Source organism: Paenibacillus mendelii (assembly GCF_024498075.1).
Taxonomy (GTDB): domain Bacteria; phylum Bacillota; class Bacilli; order Paenibacillales; family Paenibacillaceae; genus Paenibacillus_Z; species Paenibacillus_Z mendelii.
The window spans coordinates 1,269,255-1,292,521 of the sequence record NZ_JANHOF010000001.1 but is presented as its reverse complement, the minus strand read 5'-3'; the positions used below and the strand labels follow the sequence as shown (position 1 = coordinate 1,292,521).

Annotated in this window: 18 protein-coding genes and 3 tRNA genes; 20 read left to right on the top strand and 1 reads right to left on the bottom strand. The window is 52.1% G+C overall.

Going from position 1 to position 23,267, the window contains the following annotated elements:
- Window positions 1-3: 3 nt before the first annotated feature.
- The 19 genes from pyrC (at window position 4) to NNL21_RS05830 (ending at window position 20,860) form a co-directional block, all read left to right on the top strand.
- Window positions 4-1,290 carry a dihydroorotase gene (gene pyrC / locus NNL21_RS05920; protein ID WP_204816479.1) on the top strand — a complete coding sequence of 429 codons (1,287 nt, stop codon included), beginning with the start codon at window positions 4-6 and terminating at the stop codon, window positions 1,288-1,290.
- A 311-nt stretch (window positions 1,291-1,601) separates the two neighbouring features.
- Window positions 1,602-2,747, top strand: coding sequence for a glutamine-hydrolyzing carbamoyl-phosphate synthase small subunit (gene carA, locus NNL21_RS05915; protein WP_204816478.1), 1,146 nt, complete (start codon window positions 1,602-1,604; stop codon window positions 2,745-2,747).
- Entirely contained in the window at window positions 2,734-5,952 is a 3,219-nt protein-coding gene (gene carB, locus NNL21_RS05910; RefSeq protein ID WP_204816477.1) for a carbamoyl-phosphate synthase large subunit, read from the top strand. The genes carA and carB overlap by 14 nt, the downstream gene beginning before the upstream one ends.
- Before the next feature lie 93 nt (window positions 5,953-6,045).
- On the top strand, window positions 6,046-6,774 hold the full coding sequence (gene pyrF / locus NNL21_RS05905; RefSeq protein ID WP_204816476.1) for an orotidine-5'-phosphate decarboxylase: 729 nt from the start codon (window positions 6,046-6,048) through the stop codon (window positions 6,772-6,774).
- A gap of 1 nt (window position 6,775) precedes the next feature.
- Window positions 6,776-7,423 (top strand): orotate phosphoribosyltransferase, encoded by a 648-nt coding sequence (gene pyrE / locus NNL21_RS05900; RefSeq protein ID WP_305880629.1) that lies wholly within the window; start codon window positions 6,776-6,778, stop codon window positions 7,421-7,423.
- Between the two features lie 141 nt (window positions 7,424-7,564).
- Window positions 7,565-7,831 carry a hypothetical protein gene (locus NNL21_RS05895; protein ID WP_204816475.1) on the top strand — a complete coding sequence of 89 codons (267 nt, stop codon included), beginning with the start codon at window positions 7,565-7,567 and terminating at the stop codon, window positions 7,829-7,831.
- 309 nt (window positions 7,832-8,140) lie between these two features.
- A complete protein-coding gene (locus tag NNL21_RS05890) occupies window positions 8,141-9,202 on the top strand; it encodes an ABC transporter ATP-binding protein (protein WP_204816474.1) in 1,062 nt (353 codons plus the stop codon).
- Entirely contained in the window at window positions 9,199-10,017 is an 819-nt protein-coding gene (locus NNL21_RS05885) for an ABC transporter permease (RefSeq protein ID WP_204816473.1), read from the top strand. Before NNL21_RS05890 ends, NNL21_RS05885 begins: the two co-directional genes overlap by 4 nt.
- Entirely contained in the window at window positions 10,001-10,828 is an 828-nt protein-coding gene (locus NNL21_RS05880) for an ABC transporter permease (protein ID WP_256555063.1), read from the top strand. Before NNL21_RS05885 ends, NNL21_RS05880 begins: the two co-directional genes overlap by 17 nt.
- A 261-nt stretch (window positions 10,829-11,089) precedes the next feature.
- Entirely contained in the window at window positions 11,090-12,802 is a 1,713-nt protein-coding gene (locus NNL21_RS05875) for a methyl-accepting chemotaxis protein (protein WP_204816472.1), read from the top strand.
- A gap of 200 nt (window positions 12,803-13,002) precedes the next feature.
- Entirely contained in the window at window positions 13,003-13,812 is an 810-nt protein-coding gene (locus NNL21_RS05870) for an ABC transporter ATP-binding protein (RefSeq protein WP_204816471.1), read from the top strand.
- Window positions 13,778-14,860 (top strand): efflux RND transporter periplasmic adaptor subunit, encoded by a 1,083-nt coding sequence (locus NNL21_RS05865; protein WP_204816470.1) that lies wholly within the window; start codon window positions 13,778-13,780, stop codon window positions 14,858-14,860. Before NNL21_RS05870 ends, NNL21_RS05865 begins: the two co-directional genes overlap by 35 nt.
- A 3-nt stretch (window positions 14,861-14,863) precedes the next feature.
- The gene (locus NNL21_RS05860) at window positions 14,864-17,779 is read left to right on the top strand and encodes an ABC transporter permease (protein ID WP_204816469.1); all 2,916 of its coding nucleotides are present in this window, start codon (window positions 14,864-14,866) and stop codon (window positions 17,777-17,779) included.
- Between the two features lie 6 nt (window positions 17,780-17,785).
- Complete coding sequence (locus tag NNL21_RS05855) at window positions 17,786-18,661, top strand: ABC transporter ATP-binding protein (RefSeq protein WP_204816468.1); 876 nt, start codon at window positions 17,786-17,788, stop codon at window positions 18,659-18,661.
- Between the two features lie 7 nt (window positions 18,662-18,668).
- A complete protein-coding gene (locus NNL21_RS05850) occupies window positions 18,669-20,201 on the top strand; it encodes an ABC transporter substrate-binding protein (protein WP_204816467.1) in 1,533 nt (510 codons plus the stop codon).
- 118 nt (window positions 20,202-20,319) lie between these two features.
- The gene (locus tag NNL21_RS05845; RefSeq protein WP_204816466.1) at window positions 20,320-20,484 is read left to right on the top strand and encodes a hypothetical protein; all 165 of its coding nucleotides are present in this window, start codon (window positions 20,320-20,322) and stop codon (window positions 20,482-20,484) included.
- Window positions 20,485-20,573: 89 nt separating this feature from the next.
- Window positions 20,574-20,650, top strand: a tRNA-Met gene (locus tag NNL21_RS05840).
- A gap of 25 nt (window positions 20,651-20,675) precedes the next feature.
- A tRNA-Ile gene (locus tag NNL21_RS05835) sits at window positions 20,676-20,752 on the top strand.
- Between the two features lie 22 nt (window positions 20,753-20,774).
- Window positions 20,775-20,860: transfer RNA gene (locus NNL21_RS05830), tRNA-Leu, on the top strand.
- 469 nt (window positions 20,861-21,329) lie between these two features.
- Here the strand turns inward: NNL21_RS05830 and NNL21_RS05825 are convergent.
- Window positions 21,330-22,196 (bottom strand): YitT family protein, encoded by an 867-nt coding sequence (locus NNL21_RS05825; RefSeq protein WP_204816465.1) that lies wholly within the window; start codon window positions 22,194-22,196, stop codon window positions 21,330-21,332.
- A gap of 242 nt (window positions 22,197-22,438) precedes the next feature.
- On the opposite strand from NNL21_RS05825, the gene NNL21_RS05820 reads away from it, so the two are divergent.
- Window positions 22,439-23,146: a uracil-DNA glycosylase gene (locus NNL21_RS05820; RefSeq protein ID WP_204816464.1), complete on the top strand. Its 708-nt coding sequence runs from the start codon at window positions 22,439-22,441 to the stop codon at window positions 23,144-23,146.
- The last annotated feature ends 121 nt before the right edge of the window (window positions 23,147-23,267 follow it).

The following is a 23,267-nucleotide window of genomic DNA, read 5'->3' as shown; positions in this document are numbered from 1 at the left end:
ATTATGGCATTATGGATTTTGAATGGAAAGCTGTGGGACGAATCGGCGGGCAGCCTCGCAACCAAGCATATACAAGTCGGTGATGGGGTTATTCAGGCGATCGTGGACGGAGAAAGCGGCCAACCGGATACGGCTGGACATGACACGATAGATGCAGAAGGAAAACTGGTGTCCGCAGGGTTTATCGATATGCACGTTCATCTGCGCGAGCCTGGTTTCGAATATAAAGAGGATATCGCGAGCGGTACACGCTCGGCAGCTAAAGGCGGTTTCACGACGATTGCCTGCATGCCGAATACCCGGCCGGTTGCTGATACGCCTGACATGATCCGGTACATACTGGACAAGGCGGCGACCGAAGGAATCGTGAAGGTGCTGCCTTATGCGGCGATTACGAAGAACGAGCTTGGACGTGAGCTGACGGATTTCGCCGGTCTGAAGGAAGCGGGCGCGATCGGGTTTACGGATGACGGTGTAGGTGTTCAGAATGCGCAAATGATGAAGGATGCCATGAACCTGGCCCATTCCCTCGACATGCCGGTAATTGCCCATTGTGAAGACGATTCGTTAGTCAAAGGGGCTTGGGCGACAGAAGGCAAGTTTGCGCAGAAGCACGGCTTGAAGGGAATACCGAATGAATCGGAGGCCATTCATGTCGGCCGCGACATTCTGCTCTCGGAAGCGACAGGGGTTCACTACCACGTCTGCCACGTAAGCACCGAACAATCGGTACGGCTTATCCGGATGGCGAAGCAGATCGGAATCAATGTGACGGCTGAGGTTTGCCCGCATCACTTGATTTTGTCCGATGAAGATATTCCGGGAATGGATGCCAATTGGAAAATGAATCCTCCGCTCCGTACGCCTCGCGATGTGCAAGCGGTCATTGAGGGACTAGAAGACGGCACGCTCGATATGGTCGTCACCGACCACGCACCGCATAGTGCGGAGGAGAAAGCGCGCGGCGTGGATCTGGCACCATTCGGCATCGTCGGATTCGAGACGGCCTTCCCGCTCTTATACACGAAGTTTGTACGGACGGGCAAGTGGACGCTTGGCTTCCTGCTGAAGCGAATGACGGAGGATCCGGCACGCGTATTCCGCCTTGCGGAAGGCAGCATCGCTGTCGGCAAGCCTGCGGATCTGACGATCGTCGACTTGGAAGGCGAGCGCGAGGTCAAGCCGGAAACCTTTGTTTCAAAAGGAACGAATACACCGTTCGGCGGCTGGAAGCTGTACGGCTGGCCGGTACTCACGGTGGTTAACGGCGCTGTCGTCTGGTCGGAATAAAGGACAGCCGCAGGGTTTGTTCACAGAAAGACAGGGTAGGTTTAACTTACGTAGATGTCATCCAACCCGGCCAGTTATCGCAGAAAAGGCGCAGCGCTCTTGAATTGAGTTTTCTGCTCGGATAAGAAGTCAATATAAGCAAGTAATCGCAGAAAACGGGTAACGCTCCCGAAGCAGGTTTTCTGCTCACACAATAGTCCATGCAAGTAGTAATCGCAGAAAACGGGTAACGCTCCCGAGGCAAGTTTTCTGCTCACACAGTAGTCCACGCAAGTAGTAATCGCAGAAAACTTTTACAAGGAGTGAGACGGATGCAAGCAAGATTGTTGTTGGAAGACGGAACGTTGTTCACAGGCCTCGCTTTTGGCGCGGAAGGACAGTCGAGCGGTGAAGTGGTGTTCAACACCGGTATTACAGGCTATCAGGAGGTGCTCTCCGACCCGTCCTATTGCGGACAGATCGTAACCATGACTTACCCGCTGATCGGGAACTATGGAATAACCCGCGATGATTTTGAATCCGTGCGCCCCTTCATTCACGGCTTTGTCGTACGCCGTCACGAGCCGGTGCCAAGCAACTGGCGTGCAGAATACACGCTGGATCGGCTGCTTAAGGAATACGGCATTATCGGAATCAGCGAAATCGATACGCGCATGCTAACCCGCATCCTTCGCCATCACGGTACGATGAAGGGCATTCTCACAACGGGAGCAGAGCGCGTGGAAGAGCTGCAGGAACGGCTGTCTTCCTCGCCGCTCATGCGCGATCAAGTTGCCCGCACCTCCACGCCAAGCATCTTCTCGAGCCCAGGCGAACGTGAACGCATCGTACTCGTCGATTACGGCGCGAAGAGCGGTATTCTGCGCGATCTGACGAAACGCGGCTGCGACGTTGTCGTGGTTCCGCACGATACGACGGCTGAGCAGATTCGCCGCCTGAACCCGGACGGTATTCAGCTGTCCAACGGCCCTGGGGATCCGAAGGATGTGCCGCATGCCGTGAAGATGATTCAAGAGCTGCTCGGTGAATATCCGATCTTCGGAATCTGCCTCGGCCATCAGCTGTTCGCACTAGCTTGCGGCGCTGACACCTCGAAGCTGAAGTTCGGCCACCGCGGCGGCAACCACCCGGTTAAAGAATTGAAGTCGAACCGCTGCTACATCACCTCGCAGAATCATGGTTACACGGTTCTTGAGGAATCGGTTAAGGGCACGAAGCTCGAAGTTACGCACATTAACAATAACGACCGTACAATTGAAGGGCTGAAGCATACCGAATATCCGGCCTTCTCGGTGCAGTACCACCCGGAAGCGGCGCCAGGTCCTTTCGACTCAAGCTACCTGTTCGACGAATTCCTGGAGATGATCCGCGAATACAAAAAGAATAATCCACAGAAACCGCGGCAAGCCCAGCTTGCAGAGTCATTGAGAGGAGAGCTGCAGTATGCCCAGAAATAATGAACTTAAGAAAATTCTCGTGATCGGCTCCGGCCCGATCGTGATCGGACAAGCAGCAGAGTTCGACTATGCAGGAACACAAGCATGCCAAGCGTTGAAGGAAGAAGGTTATGAGGTCGTCCTCATCAACAGCAATCCAGCGACGATCATGACCGATACGAACATGGCTGACAAAGTATATATCGAGCCGATTACGCTCGAATTCGTTACCCAAATTATTCGCCAGGAGCGTCCGGACGGCTTGCTGCCGACGCTTGGCGGACAAACCGGCCTGAACATGGCCGTTGAGCTGGCACGTGCAGGCGTGCTCGAGCGTGAGAATGTCAAGCTGCTCGGTACGCAGCTGTCTGCCATCGAGAAAGCGGAGGATCGCGATTTGTTCCGCGACCTGATGCGCGAGCTTGAGCAGCCGGTTCCAGAGAGTGTGATCGTCACTACCGTTGAAGAAGCGGTTGTATTCGCAAATGAGATTGGCTACCCGATTATTGTCCGTCCAGCCTACACACTTGGCGGAACTGGCGGCGGTATTTGCACAAGCGAAGAGGAACTGCTTGAAATCGTTGCTTCGGGTATCCGTTACAGCCCGATTAACCAATGTCTGATCGAGAAATCGATTGCGGGCATGAAGGAAGTCGAATACGAAGTCATGCGTGATGCGAACGATAACTGTATCGTGGTCTGCAACATGGAGAACTTCGACCCGGTAGGCGTTCATACCGGCGATTCGATCGTCGTGGCGCCAAGCCAGACGCTGTCCGACAGAGAATACCAAATGCTGCGCTCGGCTTCGCTGAAGATCATTCGCGCGCTGAATATCGAAGGCGGCTGCAATGTACAGTTCGCGCTCGACCCGCAAAGCTATCAATATTATGTAATCGAGGTTAATCCGCGGGTAAGCCGCTCTTCGGCGCTCGCTTCCAAAGCTACAGGCTATCCGATTGCCAAGATGGCTGCGAAGATCGCCGTTGGCTATACGCTTGATGAGATCGTCAACCCGGTAACGGGACAAACCTATGCATGCTTCGAGCCGACGCTGGATTATATCGTTTCGAAGATTCCGCGCTGGCCGTTCGATAAATTTATTTCCGCCAACCGGAAGCTGGGTACGCAGATGAAAGCGACAGGGGAAGTTATGGCAATCGGCCGTACCTTCGAAGAGTCCATTCACAAAGCTGTTCGCTCGCTCGAGATTGGCGCACACCGGATTCATTTGCAGGATGCGGCCTCACTTGACGATGAAACATTGCGCCACCGTCTGCAAAAGCCGGACGACGAGCGGATGTTCCTGGTGGCGGAAGCGTTCCGCCGCGGCTATCAGCTGCAGGACGTTCAAGATTTGACAAGCATCGACTGGTGGTTCCTCGACAAGATCGAAGGCATTGTCCGGTTCGAAGACGAGCTGCGCCGTGCAGCTGTCCTTACGAATGAGCTGCTTTACAGCGCGAAGCGCAAAGGCTTCTCTGACCGCTCCATCGGAGAAATTCGCCAAGAAGGCGGCCACTCGACACTAACGAACGAGCATGACATCCGTGCTTATCGTCATGAGCAAGGGCTCAAGCCGGTTTACAAAATGGTCGACACCTGCGCCGCTGAATTTGAAGCGACGACACCTTACTATTATTCGACCTATGAGACGGAGAACGAAGTAACCGAGACGGCGAAGGAGAAAGTTCTCGTGCTTGGCTCCGGACCGATCCGGATCGGTCAAGGCATCGAATTCGACTACTCAACGGTTCACGCGGTATGGGCGATTCAGAATGCGGGTTATGAGGCGGTTATCATTAACAATAACCCGGAAACTGTATCGACGGACTTCTCTACGTCCGACCGTCTGTACTTCGAGCCGCTCTTCTTCGAAGACGTCATGAACGTCATCGAGCAGGAGAAGCCGATCGGCGTCATCGTCCAGTTCGGCGGCCAAACGGCGATCAACCTGGCCGCGCCGCTGACGAAAGCCGGCATTCGCATTCTGGGCTCTGATCTGGAGAGCATCGATGCGGCCGAAGACCGCAAAAAATTCGAGGCGCTGCTTCGTAAGCTGGACATTGCCCAGCCAAAAGGCAAAACGGTCATCTCGGTAGGCGAGGCGGTCGAGACGGCGCAAAGCCTGGGCTATCCGGTTCTTGTCCGTCCGTCGTACGTCCTTGGCGGTCGCGCGATGGAAATTGTCTACTCCGACGAGGAGCTTCTGACCTACATGGAGCAGGCAGTGAAGATCAATCCGGAGCATCCGGTTCTGATCGACCGCTACATGCTTGGCAAGGAAGCAGAGGTTGACGCGATTTGCGACGGCGAGACGGTGCTCATCCCGGGCATCATGGAGCATGTCGAGCGCGCGGGCGTACACTCGGGCGACTCCATTGCGGTGTATCCGCCGCAATCGTTGTCGGATGAGCTGAAGCAGCAGATGATCGACATCACCATCAAGATCGCGAAGGAACTGAGAGTAGTCGGCCTGGTCAATATCCAGTTCGTCATCTACCAGGATCAAGTATACGTCATCGAGGTTAATCCGCGTTCGTCGCGTACCGTTCCGTTCCTGAGCAAAGTAACGAACATTCCGATGGCGAACTTGGCAACGAAGGCGATACTCGGCACGAAGCTGGCATCGCTTGGCTATACAGAGGGTCTATGGCCGGAGGATGATTACGTCTCCGTTAAAGTGCCGGTCTTCTCGTTTGCGAAGCTTCGCCGCGTAGACCCAACGCTGACGCCGGAAATGAAATCGACCGGCGAAGTCATGGGCCGCGATATGCAATATGCGAAGGCACTCTATAAAGGTCTGGTAGGCGCGGGTATGCGCATTCCGCCGACAGGCGCAATCATCGCCACGGTCGCGGATAAAGATAAGCCAGAAGCGCTAGAAATTCTGCGCGGCTTCTATGAGCTCGGCTACAACATCATCGCTACGGGCGGAACGGCCGACTCGCTTGAAGAGGCTGGATTGCGCGTAAAACGCGTCAACAAGCTGAGTGAAGGATCGCCGAACATTCTTGATCTCATTCGCGACGGTCAAGCACACTTTGTGGTCAACACCCTGACCAAGGGCAAGACTCCTGAACGGGACGGCTTCCGGATTCGCCGCGAAGCGGTCGAGAACGGCGTCGTCTGCATGACCTCGCTGGATACGGTCCGCGCGTTGCTCAACATGCTGATCACCATCAACTTCTCCTCGCGTCCGATGCCGGTACTGCAGAAGAAGTAATATAAGAAGCGCTGTTATAGCCTTAACCGGCTGCGGAAGCCTGCCCACAAGCAGGCTTTCGCCATGTAATCAAGCAATAAAGGAGGCGTCGATATGGGTAAGCTGACAAGGGAAGAGGCGGCAGGCCGAATTATGGTCGCGCTGGATTATCCGGAAGCAGCTGCAGCCGAAGCGCTGCTGAGCGCATTGCAAGGAATTCCTTGCTATATGAAAGTCGGTATGCAGCTGTTCTATACGGCTGGTCCGGCATTCGTGGCGGGCTTGAAGGAACGGGGCTATAATGTATTTCTCGATCTGAAGATGCATGATATTCCCAACACCGTTAAGGGCGGCGCTAACAGCATAACGAAGCTCGGTGTAGATCTGTTCAACGTTCATGCAGCCGGAGGACTGCGCATGATGGAGGCGGCGCTGGAGGGGGTAGATGCGGCGGTTTCCTCAAGCGGAGTCAAGCCGGCTGTCATTGCCGTCACGCAGTTGACCAGCACAAGCCAATCCGTGCTTAATGACGAAATCGGCATTACCGGTCCGACAGAAGATGCCGTCATCCGTTATGCAAGACTCGCCAAACGAGCAGGGCTGGGCGGTGTTGTAGCCTCGCCTCAGGAAGTACAGATGATCAAAGCGGCATGCGGAAGCACCTTCAAGACGGTAACCCCCGGTATCCGGCCGGCCGGTGCAGATGTGGGTGACCAGTCCCGGATTATGACCCCTCGTGAAGCGCTTATGCAAGGGACCGATTATATGGTTATCGGAAGACCGATTACCGCTGCCGCAGACCCAAGGTCGGCGTTGGAATCTATCATTGAGGAGCTGATTTAATATGAGTATACCGGCATTGGAACAATTGCCGCGCGAAATCGCGGCAGGGCTGCTGAAGATCGGGGCCGTCGCGCTGCGTCCGAATGAGCCGTTTACCTGGACATCCGGGTTGAAATCACCGATTTATTGCGATAACCGTTTGACGATGTCCTATCCCGAAATTCGCGAGCTAATCGCGGAAGGCTTCGCTGCTGTAATACGGGAACGCCACCCCGATTGCGAAGCCGTCGCAGGCATTGCAACGGGCGGGATCCCGCACGCTGCTTGGGTTGCCCAGAAGCTGAACCTGCCGATGCTGTATGTACGGGACAAAGCCAAAGGGCACGGCAAAACGAACCAAATCGAAGGCCACTTTAAAGAGGGACAGAAAGTGGTCCTCATCGAGGATTTAATCTCCACCGGAGGCAGCTCCCTGAAGGCTGCAGTTGCTGTACGGGAAGCCGGATGCGTGGTCCAAGGCGTTGTGGCGATCTTCACCTATCAATTCCCTCACGCAGCAGCTGCGTTTGCCGAGGAGCATATTCCGCTGGACACCTTGTCCAATTACACGGCCCTTATCGAGGCCGCTGTCGAGAATGGCGTGGTTCAGAGCGAGGATGTTGCGCTGCTCCAGTCCTGGCGAGAGAATCCACAGTCATTCGGCGTATAAGCTTCATGCAATAACGGTGAGTGGGAAGAGGCTATCCGGGCAATTATGGCCGGTGGCCTCTTTTTTTGATGATTCAAACCTGGTGAGCGGGGTAATTATGAATAGTTACAATTACACGAGATGAATGCGAGGTATCCGAATATGCAACGATCACTGGAACAGCTTTTCAAATCGACAGGAGACCTGCTGCAGCGCGTTCGCAAGTACAACCGGGATCCTATTCACCGAGAATCGATCATGGCTATGAATGAAACCTATAGTGTCATAAGCAAGGCGAAATGGCTGCAGGATAGCGATTTGTTTCGGCAATGGACGATCGATCGGCTAAGACGTATGGAATACAAGCTGTTGACGATCTTAGAAGGCTATACGAACAGTCTTAATGAACGACAGGGCGCTATGTCCTGACGTTTTTTATTTTCAGCGTGTCTGTTTCAATAGTTGGACAATGGAGATTGCGTTACAAATCACTAGAATTGTCTTGCTAACGAATTGATAAGATGGTAAAGTATTACATCAAACGGAAGGGTTTCTAGGGATCCGAGGATGACTCGCATATGTTGAGTGATCGGCTCGAACCAAGCGAAACCGGCAGTGGACGATAGTCATGCTACACCGTGGGGATAAAAGACCTCCGGCAAGTTCCGCCTAACATGGCGGGACTTGCCGGAGGCTTTTTTGCTTTACCAACATAAAGCATAGAAGGGGGACAGGAGTATGATCGCACTCCGGACAGCGAGCTTATGTAAATCATTCCGGGTCAAACGAAAGATGCCGGGTCTATCCGGAAGCATCCGGTCGTTATTCCGGCCGGAATGGGAGGAGAGAACGGCTGTAAGCGACATTAATCTAACGGTTCACGCTGGAGAAACGGTTGCTTTTCTAGGGCCGAATGGCGCAGGGAAATCAACGACGATTAAGATGCTCACCGGCATTCTGCACCCAACCTCCGGTAACGCCGAGGTGCTGGGGTTTACCCCTTGGCGTGATCGAACGAAGCTTGCTTACCGGATCGGCACGGTATTCGGACAGAAGTCCCAGCTGTGGTATCACCTTCCGCCTATGGACACGTTCGATTTAATAAGCCGGATTTACGAGCTGAAGCAAAGTGATTATAAGGCACGACGCAAGGATTTAATCGAACGGTTCGAGCTGGAGCCTTATTTGCATACACCGGTTCGCAAGCTGTCACTTGGTGAACGCATGCGCTGTGAAATCGCGGCTTCTTTCCTCCATAGACCTCAGCTGCTCTTTCTCGATGAACCGACAATCGGTCTCGATGTCCTTGTGAAGCAGCGTATCCGCGAGCTCATTCGCGAGCTGAACCGCAAGGAGGGAACCACGGTCTTCTTAACCTCTCATGATGCAGGCGATGTAGAAGAACTGTGCACAAGAGCAGTCGTCATTCATCACGGAGGCATTCTGTTGGATGCCAAGGTTGAGCAGCTGAAGCGGGATATCTTAAACCGGAAGACGATCACGCTCACCTTGAAACCAGACTCTCCCTCAGCCATTCAAGCCCGTATAGCCGGCACCGAAATCGTATCGAACGAAGGGCGGAGAATGAAGCTGTCCGTGGATTTGAGCCAGACAGATATCGATCTGGTTCTTAGCGCGCTCGTCGGTAAATTTCGATTGGAGGATGTAACGGTTGAAGATCCGCCGCTGGAAGAAATCATCAAGCATATCTATGGCATGAGAACGGGCGGAGCAGGTCCGGAATCCGGGCTCGAAGCATCACGACAAGCCGGTGCCGGGGCAGGTGGGCGGCGTCTATGAACGGAAGACTGTCCTTCTTGTCAGCGAAGGGGAGGAAGATCGAGGCCATCTATCGAATCACACTTCGGCAGCAGCTGGCCTATAAAGTCGATTTTATGCTAAGGGCTTCCTTCCTGCTGCTCATCCTGTATGTTTTCATCCAGCTGTGGTCCGCGGCCTATGAGGGCGATACGGAACGTTTGATTGCAGGGTTCTCGTTAAAGCAGATCATATGGTACTTGGTCTTCACCGAAGCGTTGACGATGGCGAGTCCCCAGTTAAGTCTGCGGATCGAGGAAGAGGTGAAGAACGGGGATATTGCGATACGGCTCATTCGTCCTCTCTCCTATTTGAGCTATCATTACTCATCGTATATGGCGGAGGCTGTGTTCCGGTTTGGGATTCATCTGGTCGTCGGCAGCTTCATTGCATGGCTATTCGTCGGTCCTCCAACCTTCGGATTCGGTTGGCTGGGGCTGCTGTCTCTTAGCGCTGGTGCGCTTACGATTGCTTTTCTGCTCAATGGAATCGTCGCAATGTGCGCATTCTGGATAGAAGAAACGCGAGGACTGGAATTTGTGCTGCAAAAGCTGAAGTTTACTGTGGGCGGAATGCTGCTGCCCATCGATCTGATGCCGGAATGGCTGCAGCGCATCTGCGCATGGCTGCCGTTTCAGGCCGTGCTGTACATCCCCGCCCGCACGGCCGTTGCTTATGAGGAAGTGTCGATGCTTCAATATTTTGCCGTGCAGGCTGCTTGGATCGTTGTGCTGGGTATAGGGATATGGACGATTTACCGGAGAGGGGTGACCAGACTTCATGTCAATGGAGGCTGAGGAAAGTAGGATTTCGGGAAAACGAGTGTGGATCATGCTCCGCTTTCTATTCACGATATGGAAAGTCAATCTGGCTTCGTCGTTGGAATATCGAATCAGCTTTCTGCTCATGGCTGGAATGATGTTCATCAATAACTTGATGTGGCTCTTCTTCTGGAGTCTGTTCTTTCACCGCTTCCCTGTCATTAATGGATGGGAATTAAACGACATTATGATGCTGTGGGCCGTAAGTGCTGGAGGCTTTGGCTGGGCGAATATGCTATTTGGCAACTTTCACCGTATTCCCTCCCTTGCGGCTACCGGACAACTGGATGTTTATTTGACGCAACCGAAGCCGGTACTTCTTCATCTGCTCGCCAGCAGGATGTCCTTAACGGCAATCGGAGATTTCGCATTCGGGCTTGCGATCTATGGATGGGCCGGTGATCATACGATTCAAGGCGCTCTACTGTTCACGCTTGGCCTGGTTATTAGCGGCTGCATCTTCATGTTTCTCATGATCGCAGCGGGCAGCCTTGCTTTCTTCTTCGGCAACGCAGAAGGGATCGTCCAGCAAGTCTTCAACAGCTTCGTCTCGCTGAGCACTTACCCGGCAGATATATTCCGTGGTGCTGCAAGAGTATTCTTATTCACCATTGTCCCTGCCGGCTATATTAGCTATTTGCCTATCGGGCTGCTGCGTGACCAAAATCCCGGTTTTATTGCCGGCGCAGCAGCGGTAACGATTGGGATGGGCGTATTCAGCACCATTGTGTTTCATGTCGGTCTGAGGCGATATGCATCCGGCAACGCCATTGTCATGAGAGGCTGATGACAGCTGCAGCCAGATAAGTGCGTGTTCAAGGCGGGATTTTTCTTAGATGATATTAATCCATAATATAACAATAATGGAACACCCGAAATCGGGTGTTCCATTATTTTTTGTCCGTTTCGGCGGCGTTCATCTATTTATTGAAATCACTTTATTTTTGAGGCGTAACGGTCGATAAAGCAGTTAGGGTGCACTATCCGGGCTAACCTATACGACTTTAGAAAAGGTGATCGCATGATTAATAACAGGTTGGCTTTATCTTTGCGCGCAAAACTGCTGATTCTCATTTCTTTTCCAGTTGCCCTTTATGTATTTAGCTCGGTCTATTGGATAAACCGATACGAAACCGATGTGAAGCTGCTGTCGAAGACGCTATTCGAAACGACTAATAAAGTAAGTACTCTCGTGCTGAACGGGGATCGGGACATGTATCAATCCCTCACCGCTTTTCAATTCGTTGAATCCGGCTTGCTGGATGAAGAAGCCGCAAAGCAGATGAAAGCGGACATGATCATGAATGCGGAGCAAGCGGTCAGCCGGGTCGAGGAAACCTATGGCTATATTGAGAAGGAAGGATTGTCCGAGTTAACGAAGCTGGCCGGCAGCGATTCCATACGAGCGATTGTCGCAGGCTTCCGCCGGGCGTTCCCGATCTGGGTCGATCAGGCCCAGCAAGAGATGAACAACGGTCAAAGCAGCAAGAGTGAGGCTTTATTGGCGCAGTTCGAGGAAGCCCGTGAGGAATTAAATGTCATTGGTGAGATTATGGATGAATACGCGAATTCACAAACGTCTCGAATTATCCAGGAAACCGATGTGATGAAGAAGACGAGCATCATTGGCATCATTTTCTGTCTGATTGCGGTCTGTCTGATTGCAGCCATTATCGTTCGTGGCATATCGAGGATGGTACGTTATGTCGTCTCGTTAGCGACCGCCGCAGCGAAGGGCGATCTTCGGGAGCAGCCTGCCGTCCGGCACAGCCGGGATGAGCTCGGGCAGATTGCCTACTCCATAGAAGCCATGATTGCCGGGCTAAGGCAGCTTGTCTCCTCGATCTCCCATAATTCGAATCAAGTTAGTGCCGCCTCTGCCCAGATGCAGGATACGTCGCAGCAATCTGTGGAAGCGGCAGCATATGTTGCAGCCGACATACAGGAAGTGAACAATGGCATGGAAGTCCAAGCCCGCGCTGCGGAGGAAACCTCTCGTTCGATGGAGGAGATGGCCGCCGGTATTGGACGCATCGCAGTAAACACCACGTCGATATTTGAATATTCCAGCTCGACCTCGGTGAATGCCGAGCAAGGCCAGAATCAGCTCAACCAGCTGGACAAACAAATGGAAGAAATAAAAGCGGTCATCAGCCAATTATCGGTGATCATTGCCAAGCTTAACGAACGGTCAAATGAGATAGGCATGATCGCGGAGAACATTACGACATTCTCGAATCAGACTAATATACTATCGCTGAACGCTTCCATCGAAGCTGCCCGCGCAGGAGAGCATGGCCGCGGGTTTACCGTGGTGGCAAGTGAAATACGCAAGCTGGCTGCGCAATCCCTGCAGTCCGCCATTGTCATTAATCAGCTCGTAAGCGAAACGCAAGGTGAGGTGATGAACGCCTCCCTGGTTATGGAGACGACGCTGAACGAAGTTAACCAGGGAAGCCGGCTGATGGTGGATGCGAGTGAGAGCTTTGCGTCGATCCGAGGCTCGATCCAGCATATTACGACTCAAATTCATGACAATTCGGCGATTGCGCAGCAATTGTCGGCCAGCTCGGAGGAGATTAGCGCGACGATGGAGCAGTCAGCGCACATGGCACAGACGAATATGGCCAGCACACAAAGCGTTGCAGCGGCGACGGAGGAGCAGCTGGCCTTGATGGAGGATATTGCGAGTGCCTCCGAACAGCTGCGTTCTATCGTTCTTGAGCTGGATAAATCGGTAGCCACCTTTAAAGTGAATTAATCATGAGTCAGAATGCTCCTGACTGCAGGAATAACGGTTCTCCGTATACTTGTGTCCGGAGCTTTCTTGTTACTGTCTTTATGAAATATTTATATTTTTGATCCAAATAATGTGTAACTTTTTCACTGCGTGCGCCGTCTATACGGTATATTGGAAAAATGAAAAAATTTTAATGGAGCAGGGGGTCTAGATAAACAGCCATGGCATGGTGGAAACGTAATGCTGCACAAACGGAGGTCGCTGAGGACGAAACAGAAGCCGTTCTTGAGTCGGCTGCCGCTGCTGAACCGGTGGCAGCTGCTCTTATTCAGCCTACTGTCGATCTCTCGATCCAAGAAGGCGAACCGCTGCTCACGGTCGAGTCTGTTGAACGGACATTCCAGGTTGGCGGGCAGCCGCTGCATGTATTGAAAGGCATCGATATGGAACTGAAGCCAAGACAGCTTGTTATGCTGCGCGGGCGGTCAGGCTCCGGTAAGACGACGCTGCTCAATATGATCGGCGGTCTGGATCAGCCGACGAAAGGACATATTTTTTTTCAGGGCTTGCCGTTTCATACGATGGGAGACAATGATCGGACACTTGTAAGACGCAAGCAAATGGGCTTTATTTTTCAAGCGTTCGCATTAATGCCGCTGTTATCCGCCTATGAGAATGTCGAGCTATCGCTCCGTATGGCCGGGGTGCCGGGCAGTCAATGGAAGGAACGCGTCACGCACTGTCTGGATCTCGTTGGCTTATCGAAGCGGATGAGTCACAGGCCATTCGAGCTGTCGGGCGGTGAGCAGCAGCGGGTTGCAATCGCGAAGTCAATTGCGCACAAGCCTCGCCTGCTGCTTGCTGATGAACCGACCGCTGAGCTTGATTCGCAGATGGCCGCGCAAATTATGTCGGTATTCCAAGATATCATTCGAACTGAACAAGTTACAATCTGTATGACAACGCACGATCCTACGATTTTGGAGGTTGCCGATCATGTTTACGAAATGGTTGACGGAAGGTTCATTTAAACGAGTGGCCGCAGTAGTTCTGGGTGTATCGCTGGTATTCACCAGCGGCTGCTCGCTGCTGCCCAAGGAGGAGGAGGAGGAAGTACTGCCGTCGATTACGCCGCCTGCTATCTCGAAGAAACCGGAGTATGAAGTAACGACGACAACGCTGGAAACGAAGGTTCAAGCGATCGGTAAGATCATCTCCTTGCAGGAAGAAACGTTATACTACACTCTCGATGGCAAACGCCTGAAGACTTTGAATGTCAAAGTCGGACAGAAGGTAACGGCCGGGCAGGTCATTGGACAGCTGGATGTGGAGGATCTGCAGAAGGCACTGCGGACGGAGAAGCTCGCGTTCAAGACGCTTGAAGTTCAAATGAAAGAAAAGCTTCGCAAGCGCGATGAAATGGACCCCGTTGAATTCGAGATGGCCGTAATCGACTTTGAACAGAAGCGGCAGGATCTTGTCGACAAGGAGGCTGAGATCGCTAAGGCGACGCTGACAGCGCCGTTCACAGGTACAGTCGTAACGCTGAACGTACTTAAGGGGGACTTGATTAAGGCTTATGACCCGATTTGCGTTATAGCAGACAGCGGCAGTTTGACAGCGGCTGCAAAGATGACGCTGGACGAACTGAAGGGTGTTGCAGTGGGAATGCCTGTCGTCGTCGACATTAATAATGTAGGCGAAGTGAAGGGCAAGGTGAAGCAGCTGCCAGTCGTTCAAGAGGACGAGAACGAAAACGGCAACGGCGGAATGCCGGGAGGCGGCAACGGAAGCCAGAAGCCGGAGCGTCCCGAAGACTTCCTGATCGTCCAGCTGGACAAAACGCCTGCGGGGCTATCCCGGGGAACACCGCTCTCGATCAACATTATTACGCAGCGTAAGGAGAACGTCGTCGTGATTCCTCCTTCTACGCTTCGTACAATCGGATCCCGCACGTATGTGCAGGTGGTCGACAGCGAAGGCAAGCGTGAGGTGGATGTAGAGGTCGGAGAGCAAACGCCAACGGAGATTGAAATCCTGAAAGGCTTGACGCCGGGACAGAAAGTCGTAGGTCGATAGTCGATGGGTATGCCGTTATTTCGTTTTTTGTTCCGCAAGATGTGGAATACCCGCTGGCTGACGCTTAGTTCGTTAGCCGGACTTATCATAGCAGTGGCGTTTGCGACGAGCATCCCCATGTATGCCGACGGAGCGCTGAAGCGGGTTGTTGCAGAGTCATTGAAGCAAGAAAGCACGGGATTGCCCGCAGGTTCCCTGCTGATGCGCTATCAGGCTACGGGAGGGAAGACGGATCCGGCGTCATTGAAAGAAGTCGCACGGTATGTGAAGGACGATGTGCCGGCTGACATCGGGTTTCCGTTCACCACTTTCGTGCAGAACATGATGATCCGCAGTACAGAAATCGCACCGGAGGATCCAAGTAAAGTGGATCCAAGCCGCGTGCGGCAGATGTCGCTGATGACGTTATCCGGATTAGACAAGAAGTCCGAGATCTCGCAGGGCCGCTGGTTTAAAGATGAAATCGGCGCCGACGAAACGTTCGAAGCTGTCATGATGGAAGAAGCCATGTACAGAAGCGATCTTCATATCGGCGATGTTCTCTTATATCCGGTTTATGGGGGCCTGAACTTGACGCTTCGCGTCAAAATCGTAGGCGCTTATAAGCCTCTCAGCGATACGGATCCATATTGGTATCAAGGAATGGAAGGCATTATGAACACGCTCGTCATCGGCGAGCAAGCGTTCCAGAAGGAGCTTGTGACGGATCGGAAGATTCCCGTTCATACCGCCAACTGGTACTATGCCTTCGATCTGAAAAACATTCAAACCAGTCAGCTGGCACCGCTCGGACGGACCTTGGACCGGCTGAACATTGAGCTGTACCAGAAGCTCAAGGATACGAAGGTCGAGATTTCGTTCCAGAAGCTATTGAATGAATTCCGCAAGCAGAGCCTGCAGCTGCAGATGCTGCTGTTCACATTGGCTGCTCCAATGATCGCGATGGTGTTCTATTTTATTGCGATGAATGCGCGCCAGTCACTCGATAAGCAGCGAAGCGATATTGCCGTGCTTCGAAGCCGGGGGGCAGGGACGAGGCAAATTATATGGATGTACCTGCTTGAAGGACTCCTGCTCGGTGCAGTGGCACTCGTTATCGGGCCTTTAATTGGCTGGTTTATGGCCAAGAGCATCGGTTCCGCTAACGGGTTTCTCACATTCGTGAACCGCAAATCGATTCCGATCGGCTTCTCGACGGAAGCGATTATCGCAGGCGTCGGTGCCGTAGTGCTGGCTTTATTGGCAACGATCATTCCGGCTATCATGTACGCTCGCGCATCGATCGTCAATTACAAGCAGCAGCTTGCCCGGTCTGACCGGAAGCCGGTTTGGCAGCGTTGGTTTTTCGATGTGGTGCTGCTTGGCATAGCGGGCTACGGCTGGTATTTGTTCAACGAACGCCAAATGATCTCGTTCAAGAGCGGAATGACAACCGATCAGTTGAACGTCCAGCCGTTTCTATTCTTCGTTCCGGCTATCGCGATATTCGCGCTGGGGCTGTTCTTCTTGCGGGTGTTCCCTTGGCTGCTGAAGCTGTGCAACTGGCTTGGAAAGAGACTGCTGCCCGTTCCGGTCTACTTGACCTTGACGCAGCTGTCCCGGTCATCCAAAGGCTATTATCCGCTCATGATTTTACTTATTCTGACACTCGGGCTTGGCGTATATAACGCGTCTGCTGCCCGGACGATCGATTTGAACTCGACGGAGCGGACATTGTATAAATACGGAACTGACGTTGTGATCAAGACGGTCTGGGAAGGGCAAGCCGAAATCATCGATAATGGCAGCCAAGGCGGTCAAGGTGGCAATGGCGGCGGTCAAGGTGGCAATGGCGGCGGCCAAGGCGGCGGCGGTGGCGGCCAAGGCGGAGGCTCCGGAGGCGGAAGCGGTGGAGGAGGAGGAGGTACGACTCCGACGCGTATGATCTACACGGAACCGCCATTCGAGATTTTCCGCAAATTAGACGGTGTTGAAGCCGCAGCTAGAGTGCTTCAGGCTAAGGGTAATGTCGTCGTATCCGGCCGGTCGATTGGCCAAGGTACGCTGATGGGAATCGACAATGTTGATTTCTCGAAGGTCGCCTGGTTCCGTTCTGACCTGTTCCCGGCTCATCCGTTCAATTATTTGAACAACATGGGCTTGTACGAACAAGCGGCAGTCATTCCTTCGAAGATTGCCGAACGGTACCAGCTTAAGCTTGGCGATGTGGTTTCCGTTGGGTTAACTGACGGGATGATCGACTTTGTCGTCGTCGGGATCGTGCCTTATTGGCCGAGCCAATATCCCGACAAGTCGCCATTCATCATTGCGAACCTGGACTATATCTATGATCAGGTTCCGCTCCTGCAGTATGATGTATGGCTGAAGATGAAGCCAGATGCCAAGACGGGTCCTCTCATCACCGAGCTGCAGAAGCAAGGCATAGACCTTGCATCCGTCGAGGACGTTCGTCAGGAGCTGCTGACGCAGTCGAAGCATCCGACCCGAGGAGGCGTGTTTGGTATCCTCAGTCTAGGCTTCTTCGTCTCGATTATCGTCTCGCTTGTCGGTTACGTGCTCTATTGGTTCTTTAACCTGTCAGGCAGGATTGTACAGTTCGGCGTTCTGCGGGCGATGGGGCTATCCCGTAGACAGTTGACGGGCATGCTGCTCCTGGAACAGATCTTTACCGCCGGTCTTTCGATTATACTCGGGATTGTCATAGGTAAAATAACAAGTCTGCTGTTCCTGCCATTCCTGCAAACGACCGATAATGTAGCGAATTCCGTTCCGCCGTTTAGAGTCGTCTTCGACTCTAAGGATACGATGCAGCTGTACATCGTCGTAGGATGCATGATGCTGATGGGAGCGTCGCTTCTGTTGATTCATATCCGCAGACTTCGTGTCCATCAAGCCGTTAAGATGGGAGAGGAGCGTTAAGCGGTCATGATAGAATGCGAAGGACTTGTAAAAATATACAAATCGGACGATCTCGAGGTCGTTGCTCTGCAGGGACTTAACCTGTCGGTGCAGGATGGCGAGATGATGGCGATTATCGGCAACAGCGGCAGCGGCAAATCGACCTTGCTTAACATCCTGGGGGGGCTGGACCGCCCCTCCGCCGGTACCGTGAGTGTCGGCCCCTGGGATCTGCTCAAGATTACAGATGAGCAGCTTGTCGAATACAAGCGTGACACGGTCGGTTTTATATGGCAGAACAATGCGCGCAACCTGCTTCCTTATTTGACTGCTTTAGAGAATGTTGAGATGCCGATGATGCTCTCCTCTAAGCTGGACCGGGCATATGCCAAGCAGCTGCTGGATTGGGTCGGCTTGAAGGACCGCATGCATAACAAGCTGCATCAGCTTTCGGGTGGCGAGCAGCAGCGGGTTGCCATTGCGATCTCGCTCTCCAATCGCCCTAAGCTGCTTCTAGCCGATGAGCCGACGGGCTCAGTCGATACACGGACATCGGATATGATCATGGACATCTTCCGCCGGCTTAACAGAGAGATCGGAATTACGATCGTGATCGTAACGCATGATTTGTCTTTAGCCGGGAAAGTGGACCGGGTGGTGGCCATTCGGGATGGACTGACCAGCACCGAGTTTATTAAACGCAATCCGAATTTGGATGCGGAGGGCAGCGGGCTGCAAGCCGGAATCAACAGCGCCCACGAAGAATATGTTGTTGTCGACCGCGTTGGTCGTCTGCAAATACCAAAGGTTTACTTGAGCGCTTTACAGATTACAGATAAAGCGTCAATGGAATTCGACGGCGAGCGTATTATTATTACGCAGCCAAAATCATTGGAGGGGTAAAAACCGTATGAAGAAGAAATCAACATTTGGTTCCATGATGCGTAAGGGCGCTGCGTTGTGCTTGTCGCTTACTTTGATGGGATCGCTGCTGGCTGCCTGCAGCAAGGGAGACGGCGATAGCAGCGCAGAGAAACGCGTGCTGCGCATCGGCTTTGTTTATTCAAGCCCGGATAATGAGCAGTATCTCCGTCAGCTGTATACGGATGGCTATGAGCTGCTCCATCCTGAGCTGGATATTCAAATTGTCGGCGCTGTGAATTATGACGACATGCGTTTCCAGGAGCAGGAGGAGGGCAAACCGAACACGCAGCCCGATCCTTACAAGAATCTGACCGAGATGCTGAATGGCAAAAATCCGGTTGACGTGGTCGTTCTGGATTCCAACTCAAGCTATTTGAAGCGTCTAGTCCAGGATAATATGCTGAAACAGCTGGATCCGCTTATACAAGAGAACGAGTTCGACATCGAGGATTTCGTTCCTGCAGTTATCGATGGCATCAAGGAAGCAGGCGACAATTCGATCTATGCGCTGACGCCGACCTTTAACTCCTCGGCCTTATACTATAATAAGAAGATCTTTACCGATATGGGCGTTGCGCCTCCGACAGACGACATGATGTGGGAGGATGTATTGGCCAAGGCTAAGCTGGTTTCCAAGGGTGAAGGCGCGAAGCGTACATTCGGCCTATCGTTCGGCCGCTGGGGCGGAGATCCGTTCTGGGATATGCAGAACAGCTACCTGCCAGCACTCCAGCTGAAGGTTTATGATGACAAGGGCGAGAAAATGACGGTCAATTCGCCACAGTGGGCTAAAGTATTTACAACGATGTCTTCTATATATAAAGAAAAGATTGTGCCTACAAGTCAAGACATCAACAGCGGGATGGATGAACCCGGAAACGGCAAGCGTGTGTTTAACCCGTACCAAGGCGATTTGTTCATCAATGGCAGAGTTGCCATGACCATTGGCGGCTATGATTATGTAACGGAGCTGACACGGGCGAAGGACCAGAACGCGAAAAACAGCAAAATTCCTTCCGTCGATTGGGATGTTGTCACAATGCCGCAGCATACAGATAATCCAGGTATCGGCGGGAACGTGTACTTGAGCAGCCTGATGGGCATTAATGCGAAAGCATCCAATAGCGAAGATGCGTGGAATTTCATTGCCTTCAACAATGGCAAGGAATGGGCGAAGCTGAAATCCCGCAGCATGTACGAGATGGTATCGCGCAAATCGATGCTTAAGCTTAGAGAAGGTCAAGATTTCAACATCGAAGCATTCTACAAGCTGAAGCCAGTTCCGCCTTCCAGCACGGATACGGAGAAGCTGTATCGTGAGAAGCCGGGTATTGATGAAGCCCGTTATATCGGTCAACAGCTGTTCCAAGAAGTGATTGAGGGCAAGAAGACGACTGAGAACGCTCTTAAGGAATGGGAAACGAAGGGTAACGCAATCCTCAAGAAAATCAAAGACAATCCGAATGGAACGCTTAATCCGATAGAAGGCAATGTTTCAACCCAAGTATACGCTGAATAACCTAAGTGCTCTGTGTTATGCATGAATGTGCATAACGCAGAGTTTTTTCTTCATGAGGAATGCTTGCATTTGCCATCAATGGGGTAATCTAAGCAAAACGGCGATGGAGGGATTCGTCATGAATTGGGTATATTGGGTCAGATTGTATGAAACTAAATTTCAGGCGGGCTGTCTGGTGCAACGAATGGAGAACGATTGGTGGGTGTACGGTTATGAATGCCCCCGGGAGATCGAAGTCTTCCAATCTCGCAAGGGGCGGTACGGCGTGAGATTTATGCCATAATTTTAAAAAAACAGGTTGACTTTCGCATCCTACCTGTAGTATATTTAATTTTGTCGCCATTCAATGACGTGTTGATGAAATGGTACTTTCGCGGGGTGGAGCAGCCCGGTAGCTCGTCGGGCTCATAACCCGAAGGCCGCAGGTTCAAATCCTGCCCCCGCAACCAACCCAACCTATCGATTCATTCTTTAGGGCCCTTAGCTCAGTTGGTTAGAGCGGTCGGCTCATAACCGATTGGTCGGGGGTTCGAGTCCCTCAGGGCCCACCATTCTCACAAACGTCATCATCATGCCGGGGTGGCGGAATTGGCAGACGCACAGGACTTAAAATCCTGCGGTAGGTGACTACCGTACGGGTTCGACCCCCGTCCTCGGCATTACTCGTTTTATACACATAACGCAAGTGTTAGCATGTAATCAACGTACATAAAGAGTCCTGAGGTAATTAAGCCCTCCAGGGCTTTTTTTCATTATCGCAGGATCTAATATACAATGCTCGGCATCCCCCGATTCCTACAATGCGTGAGAGGAGCCAGATGGATAATCGGCTCCCGCAGAGGTGGACGTATCATGCTCAAGTATTTATAAACTCGGTTGGGTATAGTAGCAGAAACAAGTTGGATCGGGCTGATCCTGGTGCTCAAATACAGATACATCCAGTAGAGTTTATGTAGCCCTGCGGCGTGAGGCTTGGGGTATGTGCTGCGCATGGAAGCTCCATTATGTGCGTACATCAAAAGAGGATGCTCGAACCGAGCATCCTCCTTGCTTAAGAATCGTATATGATATGGAAGAATGTTTCTGGAGAAGCGTTAGCGGTCGCATTGGTTTGGAGTGCAACCTGGCTTAATGAATAGAAGATTTCTCAAAGTTACCACCGAGCACATCGGACACATGCTCGATTGCAATAAAGGCGTTGGCATCAATCTCCTGCACGATGGCTTTCAGCTTGGCGACCTCTAGACGCGTCACGACACAGTAGATGACCTGCGTATCCTCTTTGCTGTAGCCGCCTCTTGCATGGAGAAACGTCGTATTCCGTCCCAAGCGCTCCATGATGGTCTCGGATATTTCTTCAAAATCACTGGATATAATCGTGACCGATTTGGATTCATTCAAGCCCTCGACGACGATATCCATCACTTTAGAGGCAATGTAGAACGTAAAGATGGAATACATGGCCGAATCCCATCCGAAGACGAAGCCTGCTACTGCGAAGATAAACACATTGAAGATCAATATGATTTGACCAACGGGCATCCTGGTTTTCTTGGAGATGAGTATCGCTACGATTTCGGAGCCATCCAGGGATCCGCCATATCGCAGCACCAAGCCGATGCCGAAGCCAAGTATTAGTCCGCCGAATAATACAGCTAATATTTTCTCGTTCGTAAACGGTTCAACGTGGTGGAGGTAAGCGGTCATAGAAGACATGACAATAATCCCATACAGGGTAGAGAAGGCGAAGGTTTTACCGATCTGCTTGTATCCAATCAGAAGGAACGGTACGTTAAGAATAAAGATGAATAGACCTAACGGCAGGCCGGTTACAGACGATACAACGATGGAGATCCCTGTGATACCTCCGTCGATAACTTCGTTGGGGACAAGGAAAACTTCGAGTGCGACTGCCATCATGACAGCCCCGAGAGTAATGAAAAAGAATCGTACAAAATAATCCCAGAGTGTCAGTTTCTTGTGTTTTTTAGCCATTACAGAACTCCTATCGGTTTAATACTATTCACTTTACTCTTTCCTGGCAGATGTGACAAGTTTTCAACGGTTCAAATTTAGAATGCGTATTCAGGTGTGCGATTAATCGCGTGACATCGAAACACCATTGCGATATGATACTTTTATAGATAAGACGTGCATGTCCACGACTCTTTTCCGTTCCGGCGGAAAAGCGTTTTTTGTGTTGGAAGGAAGCCGTCACCGCTGCAGGAGGGTACATAATGAGTGTAATTTTTAAGAATGATTGGGCATCTGTATTAAACCAGGAACTGGAGCAGACTTATTATAAAGAACTGCGTGCTTTTTTGGCTGAACAGTATCGTCATAAAACAGTTTACCCTAATATGCATGATATTTTTAATGCGCTCCATTATACGTCCTATGAGGATACGCGTGTTGTCATATTGGGCCAGGACCCCTATCATGGTCCAGGTCAAGCCCATGGATTTAGCTTCTCCGTACAACCGGGTGTGAAGTCTCCACCGTCGCTCCAAAATATATTTAAAGAGCTTAAAGAAGATTTAGGATGTCCAATACCGGATCACGGTCATCTGCTGCCATGGGCGAAGCAGGGCGTTCTGCTGCTGAACAATGTGCTGACCGTAGAAGCAGGATTAGCGGCATCTCATCAGGGGAATGGCTGGGAGAGATTCACGGATGCTGTCGTCATGTCGTTAAACGAACGGGAGCGGCCAGTCGTCTTCATACTATGGGGTAAGCATGCGCAGGAGAAAGCGGCTTCGATCGATACGGACCGCCATTGTATCATTGCTTCACCGCATCCGAGTCCATTCGCCGCGCATCGAGGCTTCTTCGGCAGCCGTCCGTTCTCCCGAACGAACGCATTCTTAAGACGGATCGGCAGCCCGGAAATCGATTGGTGTATCCCGTCGCTGGCTAGCCTTGAAGTGGCTGCGGATCTGGAATAACAGGTTCGTTAAACGCTTATGTAACCGCTAGAAGGAAGGGCCGGGAGGATGAATATGGCGTAGAGCCGTGCTCGCGGCGCTGATACCGCCTGAAATGGCGCCAGCGGATATAAATGGGAAA